Annotated in this window: 12 protein-coding genes and 1 pseudogene; 9 read left to right on the forward strand and 4 right to left on the reverse strand. The window is 59.6% G+C overall.

From position 1 onward, the window contains the following. Window positions 1-952 precede the first annotated feature (952 nt). Window positions 953-1,720: a PRC-barrel domain-containing protein gene (locus tag JG746_RS36515; RefSeq protein WP_342216578.1), complete on the forward strand. Its 768-nt coding sequence runs from the start codon at window positions 953-955 to the stop codon at window positions 1,718-1,720. 53 nt (window positions 1,721-1,773) lie between these two features. Here JG746_RS36515 and JG746_RS37740 read toward each other — a convergent pair whose 3' ends face one another. Next, window positions 1,774-1,908, reverse strand: coding sequence for a hypothetical protein (locus JG746_RS37740; RefSeq protein ID WP_274609337.1), 135 nt, complete (start codon window positions 1,906-1,908; stop codon window positions 1,774-1,776). 64 nt (window positions 1,909-1,972) lie between these two features. On the opposite strand from JG746_RS37740, the gene JG746_RS36520 reads away from it, so the two are divergent. From JG746_RS36520 to JG746_RS36540, 4 genes are all read left to right on the forward strand, one after another. Beyond that, the gene (locus tag JG746_RS36520; RefSeq protein WP_202359583.1) at window positions 1,973-2,248 is read left to right on the forward strand and encodes a hypothetical protein; all 276 of its coding nucleotides are present in this window, start codon (window positions 1,973-1,975) and stop codon (window positions 2,246-2,248) included. 630 nt (window positions 2,249-2,878) lie between these two features. Next, the gene (locus tag JG746_RS36525) at window positions 2,879-3,175 is read left to right on the forward strand and encodes a hypothetical protein (RefSeq protein ID WP_202359584.1); all 297 of its coding nucleotides are present in this window, start codon (window positions 2,879-2,881) and stop codon (window positions 3,173-3,175) included. A gap of 1,949 nt (window positions 3,176-5,124) precedes the next feature. Continuing rightward, the gene (locus JG746_RS36535; RefSeq protein WP_244731060.1) at window positions 5,125-6,096 is read left to right on the forward strand and encodes an ankyrin repeat domain-containing protein; all 972 of its coding nucleotides are present in this window, start codon (window positions 5,125-5,127) and stop codon (window positions 6,094-6,096) included. A gap of 30 nt (window positions 6,097-6,126) precedes the next feature. Then, the gene (locus JG746_RS36540) at window positions 6,127-6,546 is read left to right on the forward strand and encodes a thermonuclease family protein (protein WP_202359585.1); all 420 of its coding nucleotides are present in this window, start codon (window positions 6,127-6,129) and stop codon (window positions 6,544-6,546) included. A gap of 350 nt (window positions 6,547-6,896) precedes the next feature. On the opposite strand, the gene JG746_RS37570 is transcribed toward JG746_RS36540, so the two are convergent. Both JG746_RS37570 and JG746_RS36545 read right to left on the reverse strand, forming a co-directional pair. Continuing rightward, window positions 6,897-7,784 carry a WD40 repeat domain-containing protein gene (locus JG746_RS37570; RefSeq protein ID WP_244731062.1) on the reverse strand — a complete coding sequence of 296 codons (888 nt, stop codon included), beginning with the start codon at window positions 7,782-7,784 and terminating at the stop codon, window positions 6,897-6,899. Next, window positions 7,736-11,701, reverse strand: a complete 3,966-nt coding sequence (locus JG746_RS36545; RefSeq protein WP_244731063.1) for an nSTAND1 domain-containing NTPase — start codon at window positions 11,699-11,701, stop codon at window positions 7,736-7,738. The genes JG746_RS37570 and JG746_RS36545 overlap by 49 nt, the downstream gene beginning before the upstream one ends. 226 nt (window positions 11,702-11,927) lie before the next feature. On the opposite strand from JG746_RS36545, the gene JG746_RS36555 reads away from it, so the two are divergent. After that, complete coding sequence (locus JG746_RS36555) at window positions 11,928-12,743, forward strand: DUF1194 domain-containing protein (protein ID WP_202359586.1); 816 nt, start codon at window positions 11,928-11,930, stop codon at window positions 12,741-12,743. Window positions 12,744-12,795: 52 nt separating this feature from the next. On the opposite strand, the gene JG746_RS37575 is transcribed toward JG746_RS36555, so the two are convergent. Then, a complete protein-coding gene (locus JG746_RS37575) occupies window positions 12,796-12,966 on the reverse strand; it encodes a helix-turn-helix domain-containing protein (protein WP_244731064.1) in 171 nt (56 codons plus the stop codon). A gap of 1,017 nt (window positions 12,967-13,983) precedes the next feature. On the opposite strand from JG746_RS37575, the gene JG746_RS36565 reads away from it, so the two are divergent. The 3 genes and pseudogenes from JG746_RS36565 to JG746_RS36575 all read left to right on the forward strand — a co-directional run. Then, window positions 13,984-14,316 (forward strand): hypothetical protein, encoded by a 333-nt coding sequence (locus JG746_RS36565; RefSeq protein WP_199200659.1) that lies wholly within the window; start codon window positions 13,984-13,986, stop codon window positions 14,314-14,316. Between the two features lie 285 nt (window positions 14,317-14,601). Next, a complete protein-coding gene (locus tag JG746_RS36570; RefSeq protein WP_199200660.1) occupies window positions 14,602-15,453 on the forward strand; it encodes a class I SAM-dependent methyltransferase in 852 nt (283 codons plus the stop codon). 96 nt (window positions 15,454-15,549) lie between these two features. Beyond that, window positions 15,550-16,195 (forward strand): annotated as a pseudogene (locus tag JG746_RS36575) (IS630 family transposase); the annotation flags it as partial. Window positions 16,196-16,357: the final 162 nt, after the last annotated feature.

Raw genomic sequence — 16,357 nt, forward strand, 5'->3', positions numbered from 1 at the left:
GCTCGCCAAATCGGACCGTAGCCTGCTCTGCGACAAATCCTTCAGGAACGCAGCCAGCGAAAGTGCAAGTGTCGGGGAGGGGTAGCCGCCCTCCTGTACGATAAGGGTCGTGCAGGACAGACCTCCCCAGGACTTCTCCCATCCTGTGAAAACGGGATTCGTCGACGGCCATGCAGGCAAATGAATCGTCCCTTGCGGCATCTGGGCAGGGCGGCCGAGGGCCGGTGTGCGCCAAAAGCCCGATAGGCCTCCATTACTCGAGTAAGCCCAACCACGTCGGTGCGTTCCAGCAAACCAGGAGTGGTGGCGACACCCACGGCAACGCGTCAATCGATCGCAGGGAGTTGGGCGCATCCTCCTTATGAGGCCGCAAGTGACAAGTTTAGCTACCAAGGTCGACGGCGTCATTGGGTTCATTTTCCCCGAACCTTGGAATTCCGCTGCTCATCCGTCGCCGATACCTCTTACATGGCAAAGAGGCCTCAACGGTCGCGACCAACCTGCAGGAGGCCCGCAGTCACGCCATTCGCCTTCAATACCACCGGCGAACTTGCGGTGTACAAGATTGCCAACCAAAGGATCCGCGTTGCCGAAGTCCTTTGGCCTCCATGCAACCTGATCGTGTGCGCCACTGGGTATTGCGACGGTGCGGCTGAGTTCGCGAAAGGATCGCCGATTTTCGCCAAACCCTATTCCAGGAGAAATTGGACCACTCGTTGCGGGCTCTCTTTGGATAGCGGGGAGGGCCTATTGGCTGATGCCGCCCAAGCGGCGGTTCTTTCGCTACGACAACCATCCAAAGCCGCTGGAACCAAAACGCTTACAAGCAGTTGAACCGTGCTGGTATGTTCCGCGGTACATTTCCACCCGATTGGCGTGCTCGACACACGAAGTCAAAGCAAGAAGCCGCCTAGGGAAAGTTCTTATGAGGTTATCCAGGATAGCAGCGCCCTTGGCGTTGTTTTTCGCGTTTGGTGTTGGACCAGCGTTCGCTGTCTGCAACATTTCCGATACAAAGCTCGAAGAGGCGGTCCTCAAGAGCCCGGAATTGCGGAAGCCGGAGAATAGATACCTCGTTCGTGACCTGCGAACCCTCAGGAATGCCGCGTTCGTTTTGTGGACCTACGGCTTGCATGACGATTGCGAGCGTGTACTTGCCAACATTCGCCAGCTGATTGCCGCGCCATCGATGGCCAAGCTAGGGGGCAACGATGAGGACCTGGCCGACGAGCAATTGGCCGCGGGCGAGCCACAGCAGCATGAAGGCGGTGGCGTCCAAGGCAGTCGAAACGCTCCAGACGCACGTCCTCTCATCAACCTCGACGACCTTGGACCAGGCTTGCGTGTCGACGAGATTGTCGGCTCCGAGGTTCGCAGTTCCGATGACAAGATCGTTGGCGAAGTTCGAAATGTGGTGATCGGTACCAAGGACCGATGGGATTACGCAGTCGTTGCCGCTGGCGGGTTTTTCATCGCCGGCAAAGACAGCATCGTCGTTCCGCTCCGTTATCTGCAGATCAACCAGGAGCGGACCAGCTTCTACCTGCGCATCTCCAGTGCTGACGTCAAAGCCGTCCCGTTGATGCCGGATCAGGAATGTCTGTGGCTTGCGGATGAAGCGTGGCGGGCGAAGAACGATGCGATTTTCCAGAAGTTGATTCCAGACCCGGTTCGGTACGGCACTCCGGCTGCTCCGCAAGTCAAGACCGACGCAAAGTGAACATCGAACCGACCGGCCGGCCGGCGGCTTGGCTTTCTGAGCGGCGCGATGAGCTATTTGATCGAATGCGCCAACGGAAAGATCGGCCTAGTGAAGGCCGCCAAGCCATTAACGAACGCGGCGAGGAATTTGCGCTTGCCGAGCCAGTCGCTCAGCGCACCGGAGCGATCTACTGTCTCGGCTTTCATCGTGTTCCGTCATCCTGGCCGCTGATCTCACAGATTTTCATCATGAGCGTCGAAGACCCTTTGAGTGTATTTGTCGAGCAAAGCCTCGCAAGCTCGCGGCCCCAGACCGGAAAGCGCCATTGTCGACGGCGAGATCATCGTGCTGAACGAAGCCGGGATTTCGGAATTCGGCGAGTCGCGCAATGCGATCACCCAGCACGACCTCTATTCGTCGCATTCGACCTGCTGCACCTTATTGGCGCTCGAGGAGCGGCGCGCGATCCTGGCCAACATGATCCCGCCTGGCGGTCGTGTCCAGTTCAGCGACCTGCTGCAGGGCGAAGCCAAGGCGATTTCGTAGATTTCGAAAACGATGGCGTCGGGCTCCAGCAGAGGTAAATTCGGCTGAAGCCGCCAGAGCGGCACGCCATCTCCCTTAATTCTTCGTCAGCGCATCCAGTTCACAACGCCGACTGTGCGTGTGAGACTGGCCGGCCCGCCATGCAAGAGAGTCACATGGGCTTGCCCTATTGAGACTAGATGGTGTGTCGTTCAGACAAGTCTAATTGGGGCACTAAAAGACATGCAATCGTCAGACAAACGGATCGGCAGAATGGAACCCGAAGTCACCAATGCAGCGAAGCTGACAGACCGCAGCGCGATATCGAGAGTTCTACGGGTTGCATATGGAGCACGCGCGCATATCTGCCCGATGCAGTTGAGAGGCCTTCACAAAGGCAATATCCCGATCAAACGGCCCGTACCACCTGCCGTTTCTGTCAACTGTCTGGCCTTGCGTTCTCTGAACGTTATTGCAAAAGCCGCAATCCGCCCGATGTATGCGGCCTCGATCGTGGTTCAAGTTTTCCTAAACGTAATAATCCATTCGGGGGTGCATCCATACTGCTGCTTAAGTCGACCAACCTGGCCAAGTGCTGTCGACCATGGACTCCGCGAAGCGTCCCGTGTCCCGGCACCGCCAGATTAGTGCATGGTTCTGTCCATAGAACTGATCCCAGGCAGCGCCGTAAACCGGAGACGGCGGGCGGTAATATACGCCGCCGCCGTAGCCATTATTGGCGGCAACGGCAACGGCGCCACCTACAGCGGACACCGCAATCCCAGTCGCTGCAGCAATGTCAGCCCGCACACGCCGCATGCAGTTGTCTGGTGTTGCGCCGCGACGAACCAGCAGGGCTGCTACTCTGGTTCGATATTGCTCGTCGGTGCCGGAGGCCAAAACATGGCGAAACGCCACCATATTCATCGCCGTAAGATTGCTATCTGATCCAATAGGAATGGTCGAGCAGCCAACCCAATGTGGCGCGGCACTGACAAGAACTTGCAGTTCTTCATTTGATTTCCCCGCCCAAGTAATGGGGCGATTTCGCTCCAAAAGTCCATAGGGAACAGAATTCAGTGCCGCCTCGGGCGGGGACTACGACTTTCCCCCTTTGGCAACCAACGCAGCCGCTCGCGCCCGGTGCTCACCACCGAGGATAAGGCCAAGCGGTCGGGAGCCACGCCGGGATCGGGGGCTTAGGGCTGTGCTTGTAAATTTACTAATTAGTAGCAGCTTATTTTACAATTTCCCGGATTGAAAGATGATTTTCCGCAGTTTCTGGTGAGAATGCTGACGACGTCCGGCGTCGTAGGGGCTTGGGCCTATGTAGCCACGGGATCCAGCTGGAGGGCTGTTGCCTGGGGCATCATCGCTGCGGCGGTATTGCAGGTCGGGTACTTCGGGCTTGTGTTCAGGATGGTCTATGGGCGGCGAGACATGAAGCAAACGCAGAAGTGGATGCTAATCCCGAGTCCACGGAACACCACACTGTTACCCGTCAGCAACTGCACAGGGACGATCGCCGATAAAGGTTAGGCGATTCAATGGCGGTGAGGGAACTTGGCGATGCACTTCTCGAGACGCCTCCGTCTCCGACGCGATCCACAACTGGGATGCTATCGAACTGCCAAGACGCACTAACGCGACGTCGGCGCACTTGCAATCAGACCTTTGATGTTGCGGTAGCGGCGCGACGAGCGCCGACTGAAAATAGCTGGATAATCGAACCGTCAGGTGAGGTTCCTTGAAGCTTTCCGAACTTTCTGCGTCGCGCGTCAGCCCGAATTTCGTTTGCTTATGGAGAAAGTGGGGAACTAGGTTCGGTTCTGGATAGCTTTGAATTCATAAACTGGCACATGCGCCAGAGGGCGTCAGCGCGAACTTCCAAAGAGTGCTGCCTTTGTCGAGCGCTGGCGCGGCTCCTTCCTTTGGCACCGCCGTCCTGAGGTCGACGCCGCGCAGTGTCGGCAACACCAGCGCCGAGGACCAGATGCTGCCGATGCGGGCGCGCCCTCTTGCTAACAGCTCAGCTGATTGTGCCTGGGTCTCCCAGAAATGGGGAAAATGACCGCGCCGGCGCAAACGATATGAGAATGCTCATCAGCCCGCCACTTTGCAGTTCGTGGGCAGCGCCAACAGCCCGATATATGCCTCCACTACTCTAGTAAGCCCAACTCACGTAGGTGCGTTCCGGCAATCCAAGAGTGGCGGCGACACCAACGGCAACGCGTCGACCGATCGCAAGGAGCTTGGGTCGCATTCTCTTCATGAGGCCGGAGAGGTCCATCCCTAGAATGCGCGTGCAGACCTACACAGTTGATCAGTATCACATTGCGAGCGCCTGATGCGTTCTATCGGTCGCCGGCTTTCGCGCATGAGTTTCGAGGCTCACGGGTTTCGATGGACGTTCTTTTTTGCCCGCCGGGGACAGGTTCAATCGCGCCAACACAGATGAACATTCACATTGCATCGGGTGGTGCGAAGAAGCAGTTTTCGTCTTCCTCTGTGGGATGGAGGCAGATGTGGAAGTTGCCATCCCCCGAGGGGATGACGACCTCGTACGGCACGAAGTAGCGGTTCTGATGAGTGACTTTTCGATGGTCGCCTGGTCGTAGAATAACCACGAAACCATCTGGCCCGGGCGTCACAGACGAACTGGGAATTTTCCCGCAGTCGCCAGTGAGCGGGTCGCCGTGGCAGCAAGCTCGTGGATAGCCCCAATTCCGATCTGGGCCGTGGGCCAACGCCGCACTTCCCTCAAGTGCCGCAGCCGTGGCCATCACGCCTGCAAAGCACGTCACCTGTCTTTTCCCGACAGCAAGCATCGATTGGGCCGCCCTCAACGGCAACTGATGTCGTCAACGTCATTATACACCATTAGATTGCGCTAATATATGCTGGAAGTGAGCCGCTGTCGGGTGTATCTTCCTCCTTATCGGCGGAGGGATGCCGAAATGCGGGGTTTATTCGCAAGCTTCCTACTCTGGCTATGTGCCGTCGCAACAGCACATGGCGGTGCGCTCCACGACGCGGCTAAGAGCGGAGACCTCAAGGCAATCACGGCGGCGCTTTATGCTGGCGCCGACATCGAGGAGCAGGAGAAGGGAGCAACACCGCTCTTCCTCGCGGTGCGCAGCGGCCACGTCGAGGCAGCGGAGCTGCTGATCAAACGCGGTGCCGATGTCAACAAAGAAGCGAAGCTCGGCCCGCCAATAACCGTGGCCGTGCTGAAAAACGCCGCCGACATGATCCGGCTGCTACTGGCGCATGGTGCCGACGCCAACGGCAGGACGCGGGGAGAGCCGATGCTGACCCTCGCAGTTGCCAATGGCTGCCTCGATTGCGTCAAGGTGCTGGTCGAGGCCGGTGCTGACGTCAACGCCATCTGGGTCCAGGGCGATCCCAGCCAACGGCCAGGCATCATCACGGCGTATCATCTCGCAAAGCACGACGATCATGAGGACATTGCCGCCTACCTTTTGGAGCAAGGGGTCGTCATCCTGAAGCCGGAGCCGATTTCCGCCCGGGTTGCGAAAGGCGATCCCGTCAAAGGGGGGGCGTTCTTTAAAAGCACATGTGCCCCCTGCCATGTCGTGCGGCCAAAGGAACTTCCTACCATCGGGCCGAACCTTTGGAACGTCGTCGGACGGGACAAGGCATCAACGGAATTCGAGCGCTACTCCAAGACCCTGCTTGGCTGGGAGGGAAACTGGACCTATGAGGACTTGAACATCTTCCTCGCCGGACCCACGCTGACGACGCCCGGCGTCAACATGGATATTCGCGGCGTGCCTGAAGAGGCCGAGCGGCTGAACGTGATCGCCTATCTTAGAACACTCGCCGACACACCGGTGCCACTGCCGTAGGGGTGTGCGTTTAGCACGGCCATGTGTAGGTTGATCCTCACCCTTGCCTTCCTGCTAACCTGTGGCCCTGTGTCCGCAGCAGAGCACTGGTCTGCTGAGGACGGCGACACGCTGTGGCACGACAAAAAACGAATTCAATTGCTCGGTTTTGATGCCCCCGAACTTTCGCAGGTGTGTTTTGATGCCGCTGACAAGATCTGGCCCTGCGGCAAGTATGCGCGTGACCACATCCAACATCTTATTGCCTCAGGCGATGTATCCTGCATCATCGAGAGCAAGGACGGTTCCAACGACGATGTCGGCGTCTGCTTCGTGGGTGGGATCGATCTGGGGCGGGACTTGGTGAAACACGGATTGGCGGTAGCCGACACTTCATACCTTGCCGAGGAGCAAGAAGCCCGCATTGCCAAACGCAACTTGTGGGCAGGGAGCTTTATCAAGCGGCGATAGCAGCTTGGGGCGTCGACCCCGGTCCATACCTTCTCTGCTATGGCTGATAATTATGCTGGCGCCCAATAGCGGCATGTCACCCAGACCACGCGCAGCGTCGATCAGCTTGGACGGGTCAAGCGCAACCCTTCCGGTTCTTCATCGCGCGGTAGATGAGCAGAAACATTACCATCTCTGCTCTGTCTGGCCCGGCATTGTTGGGTAGCCTCGTTTCGATCGCTTGGCCGCGAGCTGCTCAAGATCATCTTCTGCATCGAGCGACGCGCAGCCGGCCGCGATCAGGGCCGATTACTCGGACGGGTGGCGGTTCCAGCAGGCGGCATGAGGGGCAAAGTCTGACCTCTGTCGCCTCAGCTCGGACAAGTGCCGGTTGCAGGGTCTTCAGGCAGGAAGAAGCTTCGCCGCTCGCAAGGGGTGAGTTCGCGCGGGACGGTCCACCGTGCAAAGTCAATGAGGTCCTTGGGTGTCTGGAAGACGCGAACGATGCTCACTCTTTGTTCGCCGGAAATAATCGCGACATGGGTACCGTCCGCGCTGAAAGCTGCACGTGTAAAGCCCCGTCGAACGGATGCATCGTCCTGGCTGCCAAGGACGGCAATCTGGCGCCCCGATTGCACCGCCCATAACCGCACCGTTCGATCTTCGGTCGACGCGGTCACGACATAGGAACCATTGGGGCTGAACTCGGCGCTGTCCAGCGCGCCGCTGTGGCCCCTGAGAACTTTTTCCAGACCGCCTGCGATGCTCCAGATCCGGGCGGTTCCATCGCTCGAAGCGGTTAGCAACGACTGGCCATCGGGACTGAAGGCGACCACCGTCACCGCGCCGGTATGTCCCTCCAGCATTCTGACGCTTGTCCCCTCGGTGGTCGACCAAATTCGGGCCGTGTGGTCGAGTGAGCCTGTTGCGACCAGTTGACCGTCCGGGTTGAAGGCCGCTGCCGTGATGCGATCCTGATGCCCAACCAGAGCACGAAGTTCGGCTCCGCTGGTCGCCAGGAGGCGTCCGACATTGTCTTCCCTGGCCGAGAGGATCAGACGTCCGTCAGGGCTAAGAACGGCTTGGGGCAGATTGCTGCTTGTCGCGATGACGGCCAGCTCCGTGCCGGTCGTCGCGTCCCGCAGTTGGGCGGTACCGTTGATCCATGCGCAAACAAGCGATTTGCCATCGCGATCAAACTGGATCTTGATCAGTCCGGCATCTGACTGGAACTGGGTGGTCTCGCGTCCCGTGGCCACGTCAAAAACTCGAACCACGCCCTCCTGGGATGCCAGGCGACGCGCCTCCCATCTGGGCTGAACGAGGCACTTTGAATGATCTCATGCGTGTCTAGGCGGATTATCTCGCGCCCGCTCGCGACATCCCACAGGTGCGCCGCGCTGTCGCCTCCGCCGGTCAGCAGGTGGACGTTGTCGGGACTGAAGACCGCGAAAGTCGGCCGATATTCATGTGAGAGCGACGTCGTCAGGGCGCCGTCGACATCCCAAAGCCGAGCGGTGCCATCGTGTGAAGCAGTGAGTAGAATGTTGCTGTCGACCGGGCTGAATTCCAAATGCTCGACCAGGGATTCATGACCGGCGATCGTCGTCACCAACGAGGCGCGTTCAGCGTCCCAGATGCGGATCTGCCCATTGATCGAGGTCGTCGCAAGGAAGCGGTCGTCCCGGGTGAAAGTACCGTTCATCTCCAGATCGCGTTCATCTGTATCGATGTCAGGCTTTAACCCCGAGACCTCTTGGCCGAGCACCTCATCCAGCGTTCCCAACGTGCCATCCCAGATCCGGGCAGTGCCATCGAGAGATACCGTGGCGATCCGCTGACCCCCGTGGCTGAAGATCACCCCGTTCAATTGCGTGTCGCTCTTGCTGCCGGCCAACTTTGCGATCTCCGTTCCTTTCGACAAATCGAAAAGGCTGGAAGTGTCGCGGTGTGAATGCCAACCCCACGGGCCGGCCACCATCCGGCTTCCGTCCGCGCTGAACGCCAGGGTGTAGGGCCAGGAGGTCACTCGGATCGACGCTGTCAGCACGCCGTCTGCGGCATTCCAGATCGAAACAAAATGCTTGCCCGCCGTCGCGAATCTGCGGCCGTCAGAACTGAAAGCAGCACGCGTATATGCGTCGCTGCTTACACCCAGGACTTTCTTCCCGGTGCTAGCATCCCAGAGCGTTGCATCGCTGTTCTCTCCCGCCGTCAGCACCCGGGTGCCATCCGGGCTGAAGATTGCCGTCGGGTAATTGCCTACCGGCCGCAGGATGTAGAGCTGCTCTCCCGAGACGGCGTCCCACAGACGTGCAGTGCCGTCCCTCGCGGCCGTCAGGATACGACTCCCGTCGGGGCTGAATTCGGCCCTCTCCACGACCCCATCATGACCTCTAAGAATTGCAGTTTCGGCGCCGCTGGAGACGTCCCAGACTGCTGCAGTTCTGTCATAGGATGCGGTGACGATGCGATCACCTGTGGGATTGAATGCCGCATGCGTCACACCGGCGCCAGGGCGGAAGATTTTGATCTGCCGGTGCGCCAGCAGAGCCTTGTAGAGAGCTGCCTCCGCCTCAAAGAGATATGGCCGCTCGGGTTGGTCTTTCGAGGGTAGCGCCTCAAGCGCCAACCGGATCGCAGCTTCGGTGTTGCCTGCCGCGGCGGATCGCTCCGAGAGGAACGAAAGCGAAAGGAACTGATTGCGCAGCGCCTGATCGCGTTGGCCTCTTGCTTCCTCCCGTGCTTTGAAGGCGACCAGTGCGCCTGCACCCGCCATAACAGCGAGCATTATTGCCACGATAGCGGCGTTCCGTGTCCGTCGGGCAAGGCGGTTTGCTGCGGCCGCCGCGAGGCTCCGGCGCTCGGCTTCGCGCTCCAGGCGTTCGCGTTTTGCCTCTTCGGCAGCCGCGACCAGCGCTAACTCTGCGTGACGGTCCTTCTCCTCCTTCTGCCGGTGGGCACGCAAGGACTCCTCGATGTATTCAAGGACGGCATCGTCGACCTCCTCCCGCCTTGACAGCATCAACTCTTCGCCCTCCGACAGACGTTTGCCGGACGGAAGGAGAAGCTCCCGATTCCTGCTTTCCAGGTGCCATCGGTGGGCGTCAGCCTTCAGGCGTTCGCGCGTCGCGAGGAAGTTCCGGTTAGCATTCACAATGTCACCGGCGCGCGGCCAACGGCTCAACAGTGCCTCATGTGCAAGACGAACGAAGACATGCCCTGCGGCGTCCTCGTCGCTGACGAGGAGCCGGGCGTCGATTAGTGCCCTGACGAGGGCCGATCGCTCGGGAGTGCCCGCAACGTCGGTAAACGGGGCCGCACGTGCCGTGACCGTATCATCGCCCAGGTTCGCCGTGGTGAGGGCGCGCAGCACCGCGGGCAAGGCCTCCTGGATCCCGGGCGCAAGCAAATCCAGGACTTCGTCGGCGCGGCGCGCGATTGCGCCTTCGAGCCCGCCGAGCGCGCGATAGTGCGCAAAGGTGAGAACGCGTCGGTCGCCACTGGCTTGGTACAACGCGTCAAGGACAAACTCGAGAAGCGGCAATGATCCGGGATCGGCAGTTGCTGCCGCCTGCAGCACGTCATCGAGCCGCCCCCACTCGGCACTCTCCTCGAAGCGGAGCCCGGCCACGACCGCAGGTTCGCGGATCATCTGCGCGATCTCTGGGCCGGTTGGTGGCAGAAGTTCGTAGCTGGCCAGGCCGTCCTTGAGGGCCGAAAAACCTTGGACCTCGCCGCAGCGGTGAAAGAAGTCCGAACGGATCGCCGCTATCACCCAGACCAATCCGCTCGCGGCCAGCACCGCCATGAACCGTACAAGGGCCTCGCGCGTCGCCGGCTGCATCTCCGTCGTGAACAGCTCCTCCAATTGATCAATGACCACAAGCAATCTGATCTGGGAGCGGGCCGGCCCTGCGGCGTTGCGAAGTGCCTGTCGGACCATCGCCAGGGCTCGATCCGGCGTGTTCCTGCAGAGTCGAGCAAACTCCGCGACTGTTGCCTCTGAGGACAGCTCCGGCAAAGCAGCGTCGTGAAGCAGCGCCGCAGCCAACACCGCGAATGCATCCGGTCCTTCGGAGAGGCGGATCAGGCAGCGACGCCACAAGGATATGCCTGCGACGGCTCCAGGTCGCGTCAATGACGGCAGCAGGCCAGCGCGCAGGAGGGAAGACTTGCCACAACCGCTCATTCCGTAGATGAGCAGGAATGCCGTGCCGCTTGCCGCCTGCTGCTCCAGTCTGGCAGTGCAGGCAGAAATCGCCCGCGCTCGGCCGAAGAATAGATCGGCATCTTCGAATTCGAAGGCAGCGAGACCGCGAAATGGCGATCTGACCGGCTCCTCCGACGCAAGACATACGCGGTAGATGCGCCAGGCACGGGCGACATCCTTCAGTTTGTGGTCGCCGAGATCGATGAAATCCAGCGAGAGGTGGTCCTGAGCCTGGGCGCGGACCGGTTCCGTGATGCAAATCCCGCCGGGGCGTGACAAGGTTTGAAGATGAGCTGCGACCTCGACGGCCTCGCCCCTGAGGTGGTCGCCCTCGGCGACGACGTAACCAAGGTCAACGCCGATGCGGAAGCGCAGCCGCTTTGTCTGGGGAACCTCGCAGTTCCGCCGATCGAACTCATGCTGGATCTCGTTCGCACACCGCAACGCCTCGACGGGGCCAGCAAACTCCACAAGGACTGTCTCTTCGACGCTCGCGAAGACACGACCGGCATGTTTCATCAGCAGCCCATAAAGGACCTGCTTGTACCCGTGTGTAAGTGCAGCAATGCTCCGCTCATCCTTGCATGCCTGCCGGACTTCGCCGGCCAATCCTGCCGCCAGAATTGTAGCCAATCTTGGTCCGGCATTTGAGGGAAGGACCAACCTGTAACCCCGCCTCGGCACTGTATGCACGACGGCCTGGCGACTGTCGTTGAGCGCCGCACGGATCTCGTGAATGCATTGGACCACGCTGTCATCGGTGACGGCTAGCCCATTCCAGACTACCTTCATCAGTTCGTCCTTGGTGACAACGCGATTAGCATTCTCCAGAAGGTGGCGAAGTACCGCGAAGGTCTGGTGGCGTAGTGCGATTATCCTGTTGGACTGGTCGCGCAACGTCTCGCTGCTCAGATCGGCGGTCACGCCGTTGAGGACGAACGTCCTGGGCGGCGAGCTATTCAAGCCGGTTCACCTCAAGCACGAAGCCGCAGTCCCATACTAGCACGGTTTCGCGCTGCGCCGACTGATCATTCCAGACCGCGCGAGGAGCGCGGATTTCGGCGAATGATCGTAAGCCGTTCGTGACTTGGCAAACGCCCCGGACCGACAATTCCACATACCATTGTCATTAGAGGGGTTCGCCATGGACTGCCTTCTACGGATTGCTGAAAGCATGGGTGCAAGACCCATGCTGCGGCTCACTGGCGCCTTCCTGCTCGCCCTGCTCTTCGCGACTGCGCCACGATCTCACTCGACGGACCGTCCCGCTGGCGGCCTGGCTGAAGTCGATTTGCAATTGATCCTTGCCGTGGACGTCTCGCCGTCGATGAGTAGAATTGAGCAAAAAGTGCAGCGCGCCGGCTATGTTGATGCTTTCCGCCACGCGGATATCGCGATGGCAATCAAGGCGGGAGGAGTGGGAAGAATCGCAGTCCTCTATCTAGAGTGGGCGGGGCCAAATCAGCAAACCGTCATCGTGCCGTGGACAATTGTCGAAAGCCGCGAGGATGCTTTGACTCTGGCGGACGGGCTCGCTGCTCTGTCGTTGACTGAAGGCCGGGGAACTTCGATTTCCGGCGCGTTGCAGGCCGCGAATGGCCTGTTCGCGAAGAGCGGCTTGCGCAGCCCGCGCCGTGTTATTGACGTATCTGGCGACGGACCCAACAATGCCGGAGCACTCATTGACCCCATTCGGCACTTTCTTGTCGCGGAAGGTGTGACGATCAACGGGCTGCCTATCGCACTGCCCCGCCTCGGCGAGGCCGACGGGTTTGCACGGTACGACCCCTCCAGCCTGCAATCCTATTTCGAGCGCTGCGTCATCGGCGGACCGGACGCATTTGCAATCGGCGTCACCGACGCCGCGATGTTCGCCACCGCGGTTCGTCGAAAGCTGGTTCGTGAAATCTCCATGAACCGGGATCAGCTATTCTACGCCGCGTACACCGAGCGTTCGGGCCCCACGGTCGATTGCACCATGATCGGTCAGTTGCCAGGCCGATAACGCACGGCAATGGGGCGCCCGAGGGTCAAACCTCCGTGCGGCCTACTTACCGTCATGTGATCGGAGCTCTCGTCAGATTGCGATATTTCTTCATTGCGGTAGTGAGATGGCTCTGGCTCGAGAACCCGCTCAGATAAGCGAGGTCCGTGAACGGCGGGCGCTCGGCAAGCAGCTTTTCTGCAAAGTCCAGACGAAGGCTGAGACCGTATTGATGCGGCGTCACGCCGAAGGTCTTGATTGAGCAGCGCCCGTCGATGAGCGAGGATTTCTGAAAACCAAGTTGGACAATTGTTATCGCGCCGCAATTCGCGCTCCTCGCGCCCCCGCGACATTGTCTATACCTCAGAAAGTACTGATGGTTCTCTAGCCGGAATAGTTCGTGATCGCATGTGGTGTGGGCGCCATCGAGTCGCCGACCCTCCGCAACAAGGCCATGGTTTGACGTGCAGGCATTCCACGAACTTGCCCCTATGGGCCGAGCCTCCTAGATCAAGTGAGAGCGAAGTTCGCCCGCATCAACCGCCAGCGTGCGCTGGACCAAAAGCATAGCAGCCAACCTCGACGTGACTAAGAGCGGCTGGCATCCTCCATTCAGAGGATGTCTCGTTCACTGGATGAGCGTGAAATCTGCGCGTGCTGGGGGTATACTCGTTCAAGTCCAGGAGAGCTGTCACGATGCAATCTCCTACCGAGAAAAAGAAAAGAGCGACTCGGCCGTTGCCAGACGAGGAAGAGCCTCAAGCACGAATCGAGAAAACCGCCAGCCTTAGGCGACTTCGATATCAAGCCTCTTGGCTTGTGTCCGATCCAACCGCCCTGTTTCGATATGAAATTGATTGCTCCGCGTTGTTCGACGAACATCGTGACGGCTGCCTTCACGGCAAGACCGACTGGCACACCGAGCGGTTCCGGTCATGAAGGAGCGTTATGATGTCGAGTGCACAGGCGGCGCCGAGCGTTCGATCCATCCGGCTCGGTTGTCGCGAATGTCGGGATAAGGCCGGAGGCATTCGCACTCGTGCGGGTCGGGGTGGCCGTTTCTACACCTGCAACGGGCAACGACCCGTTATCGGGAAACCGGACGCTACCTAGACACTTCTCGGCCAGCCAAGCCAAAACCTTAGATCTCTGGCCTTCATGGCGGACCGGAAGGACTGCGTCCAGCTTACGACCCGACGCCCACCGCGCCTATCTTAACGCGGTCGAGGAGGCCTTTGGCTGCCATCGATTACGCCATGCTGTGAAGCAGTACGGCGAGCCGAAAAGCAACAAGTCGCCGGAACTCCGCTTCAGGCCCGCCGTCTGCACCAGCGCGACCAAGACGCGGATCGAAGGCAATCCCGATCCCGTGCATGTCAGTTCATCACATATCGAGCGCGCCAACCTCCATGCGCATGGCGAACCGCCGCTTCTCGCGCTCACCAACCCGCTCGAAGAAGTTCGACAACCACGTCCACATGGTCGGGATCTACACCGTTGGTACCACTTCATTAAGATGCACAAGACGCAGCTGAAAATGACCCCGGCTATCGCGGTGGGGCGTCTCCTCAGCCCGAATTTCGTTTGCTTATGAAGAAAGCGGGACACTAGGTTCGGTTTTGGATAAGCTTTGAAGGCGGCGACTCGCGCCCGACGCCAGAAGTTGGCGTTTAGCCCATCACCGGGGCGATTTTGAGGAGCCGCCGCCACTATCCTCCACGACTGGATGCTGGGCTGACAGCGGCCGCAGAGGCAGGGTGGCTTTGCGACGTAGGCGCACCCGTCCGCCTGGGCACATTGACGCGCGACTCTTTCGCTGCAAAGGTATATTAACGACTTGTTAACCAAGCGTCAGTCGTCGCTGGTAATAGGGGGTAATTTGGAACCGTTTCTGGGTGCAAATCTCCTGAATTGGGATGATCGGGCCGAACTCCATTCGACCGACACGACGGGCAGCTACCAGATTGAAAATGTGCTGGCAGGCGGATCCAATCTCTATGAGCTGGAAACGGGCGAGGTCGGCGATATCGTCGGCAAGGATATCGTCCATTTGCAATGTCACATCGGGCTCGACACGATCAGCTTGAAGAATCTTGGTGCTGGCAGCGTGGTCGGTCTGGACTTTTCACCGACCGCGATCGCAGCTGCGCGGGATTTCGCGGCGAAGGCAGGCACTGATGTGCGATTTGTGGAAGCGCCACTATTCGAGGCAGTCGAAGCGCTCGGCCGGACCTTTGACATCGCTTACGTTACCTGGGGTTCGGTAAATTGGCTGGACGATGTGTTCCGCTGGGCGCGGGTCGTTTTCGATCTCCTGAGACCAGGCGGCCGGCTCTACATGGCCGAGGGCCATCCGTTGATGTTTCAGTGTGATCGTAAGGCCGCGGCGTTGGAGTTTAAGCACGATTGGCGAACGCCTGTAGCTCGACCGCTCGCATGGAACGAGGAACGGACCTATACCGGCGACGACCGCATTTTGAAGCATCCTCGGTATTATGAGTGGATCCATCCGATCAGCGACGTGGTGAACGCGCTGATTTCAGCGGGGCTGACGCTCGATTTTCTGAATGAGCATGACACGGTTTCGTGGCAGCACTTTTCATTTGCAGTGAGGGCAGGCAAGGATATGTACGGCCTGCCAAAGAACTCCCCTAAGATCCCAATGGCTTATTCCATTGGCGCGACGAAGCGCAGCGTCGGCAAAATACCATATCTTGTTGCTCCAAGGTGATCGAGGGGCACTGGAGCGGTTTACGGCTTTATGGATGAATGGGGATTCCCGGTTTTTGAGTTTTGTGATTCATGTGTGGACGCCCCCCGGTGAGCACGTAGCGAGGGGCCGAGCTTCAAAAAAACGCTGTTCGCCCTCGAGCAGGCACGCGCTGATATCGCCCGGGAGCGTCAGCGATGGCGTTTCTGACTGGCCGGCCTCGACCCGCGGTGTCTGGTCTTCATCGACGAGACCTGGATAAAGACCAACATGGCTCCCCTGCGAGGCTGGGGCCCGAGGGGCAAGCGGCTGCGCGGCTTGGATCCACACTGCTACTGGCGCACACTGGCTTCCTCGGCGCGCTGCGCTGGGATCGGGTCGCGGCACCTTGCGTCTTCGACGGACCAATCATGGCCAATGCTTTCGCGCGTATGTCGAGCAGCAGCTCGTCACCGTTCTGAAGCCCGGCGACATCGTCGTCATGGATAATCTGGGAAGTCATAAGTCGGCGGCCATCAGGCAGATGATCAAGGCTGCCGGCGCTAGGCTTTGGTACCTGCCGCCCTAATCTGCGGACCTCAATTCCATCGAGCAGGCCTTCGCCAAGATCAAACACTGGATGCGCCAAGCCCAGAAACGCACCGTCGAGGACACGTGGCGTCACATCGACCACCTCGTCGAAACCATCGAGGCAGCCGAATGCAAGAACTACTTCGAAAACGCCGGATACGCTTCCGTCGTGAAGCGCTCTAGTAACAGTTGAATCGGCTCTTTCGCACTTGGTCAATGCCATGACAAAAGTGCGGCGCCTCGGTTCTCAACCGGGACTCTGCCGGCGCCGGCCCGGCCAGCTCTGGCGAGTGGGCGTTCCAGAAGCGCCGCACCCCTCCGACGGTTACCCCCGCCGGCGAGTTGACCGGAAATG

It is taken from the genome of Mesorhizobium sp. 113-3-3 (assembly GCF_016756495.1).
Taxonomy (GTDB): domain Bacteria; phylum Pseudomonadota; class Alphaproteobacteria; order Rhizobiales; family Rhizobiaceae; genus Mesorhizobium.

Excerpts from the sequence above, each read along its gene's own strand:
- JG746_RS37740 (WP_274609337.1), bottom strand. The coding sequence starts at position 1,908 with ATGAAAGCCGAGACAGTAGATCGCTCCGGTGCGCTGAGCGACTGGCTC.
- JG746_RS36535 (WP_244731060.1), top strand. The coding sequence starts at position 5,125 with ATGCTGGAAGTGAGCCGCTGTCGGGTGTATCTTCCTCCTTATCGGCGG.
- JG746_RS36555 (WP_202359586.1), top strand. The coding sequence starts at position 11,928 with ATGCTGCGGCTCACTGGCGCCTTCCTGCTCGCCCTGCTCTTCGCGACT.
- JG746_RS36525 (WP_202359584.1), top strand. The coding sequence starts at position 2,879 with ATGGTTCTGTCCATAGAACTGATCCCAGGCAGCGCCGTAAACCGGAGA.